The sequence below is a fragment of the Pseudoalteromonas sp. H71 genome, from assembly GCF_001468485.1.
Taxonomy (GTDB): domain Bacteria; phylum Pseudomonadota; class Gammaproteobacteria; order Enterobacterales; family Alteromonadaceae; genus Pseudoalteromonas.
In genome coordinates, this window is the sequence record NZ_LODI01000042.1 from 1 (window position 1) to 1,413 (window position 1,413).

Consider the following 1,413-nt stretch of genomic DNA (forward strand, 5'->3'; position numbering starts at 1 on the left):
TGAAGTTGCTGATGCCATACTTCCAGGAAAAGCCTCTAAGCTTCAGATTATACCGAATCGTACCCCAAACCGACACAGGTGGTCAGGTAGAGAATACTAAGGCGCTTGAGAGAACTCGGGTGAAGGAACTAGGCAAAATCGTACCGTAACTTCGGGAGAAGGTACGCTCCTATCTGTGATGAGACTTGCTCTCTAAGCGGACGGGAGCCGCAGTGACCAGGTGGCTGGGACTGTTTATTAAAAACACAGCACTGTGCAAAATCGCAAGATGACGTATACGGTGTGACACCTGCCCGGTGCCGGAAGGTTAATTGATGGGGTTATCTTCGGAGAAGCTCTTGATCGAAGCCCCGGTAAACGGCGGCCGTAACTATAACGGTCCTAAGGTAGCGAAATTCCTTGTCGGGTAAGTTCCGACCTGCACGAATGGTGTAACCATGGCCACGCTGTCTCCACCCGAGACTCAGTGAAATTGAAATCGCAGTGAAGATGCTGTGTACCCGCGGCTAGACGGAAAGACCCCGTGAACCTTTACTACAGCTTGGCACTGAACATTGAACCTACATGTGTAGGATAGGTGGGAGACTTTGAAGNNGNNACGCTAGTNNTNNTGGAGTCGTCCTTGAAATACCACCCTTGTAGTTTTGATGTTCTAACGTTGGCCCCTGAATCGGGGTTACGGACAGTGCCTGGTGGGTAGTTTGACTGGGGCGGTCTCCTCCCAAAGAGTAACGGAGGAGCACGAAGGTTGGCTAAGTACGGTCGGACATCGTACGGTTAGTGTAATGGTAGAAGCCAGCTTAACTGCGAGACAGACACGTCGAGCAGGTACGAAAGTAGGTCATAGTGATCCGGTGGTTCTGAATGGAAGGGCCATCGCTCAACGGATAAAAGGTACTCCGGGGATAACAGGCTGATACCGCCCAAGAGTTCATATCGACGGCGGTGTTTGGCACCTCGATGTCGGCTCATCACATCCTGGGGCTGAAGTCGGTCCCAAGGGTATGGCTGTTCGCCATTTAAAGTGGTACGCGAGCTGGGTTTAGAACGTCGTGAGACAGTTCGGTCCCTATCTGCCGTGGGCGTTTGAGAATTGAGAGGGGTTGCTCCTAGTACGAGAGGACCGGAGTGAACGAACCGCTGGTGTTCGGGTTGTCATGCCAATGGCATTGCCCGGTAGCTACGTTCGGAACTGATAAGCGCTGAAAGCATCTAAGCGCGAAGCAGGCCTCGAGATGAGTTCTCACTAGACTTTTAAAGTCTCTGAAGGGCCGTTGAAGACTACAACGTTGATAGGCAAGATGTGGAAGTGGTGTGAGCCATTAAGCTAACTTGTACTAATTACCCGTGAGGCTTAACCATACAACGCCAAACGCGTTTTATGTGATAGTGAAACAAGCGAAGAAGTTAATA

The 1,413-nt window shown here is 51.0% G+C and carries 1 rRNA gene; it reads left to right on the top strand.

Annotated elements, in window-relative coordinates:
* Positions 1-1,362 (top strand): 23S ribosomal RNA (locus ATS71_RS14390); the annotation flags it as partial.
* Positions 1,363-1,413 lie beyond the last annotated feature (51 nt).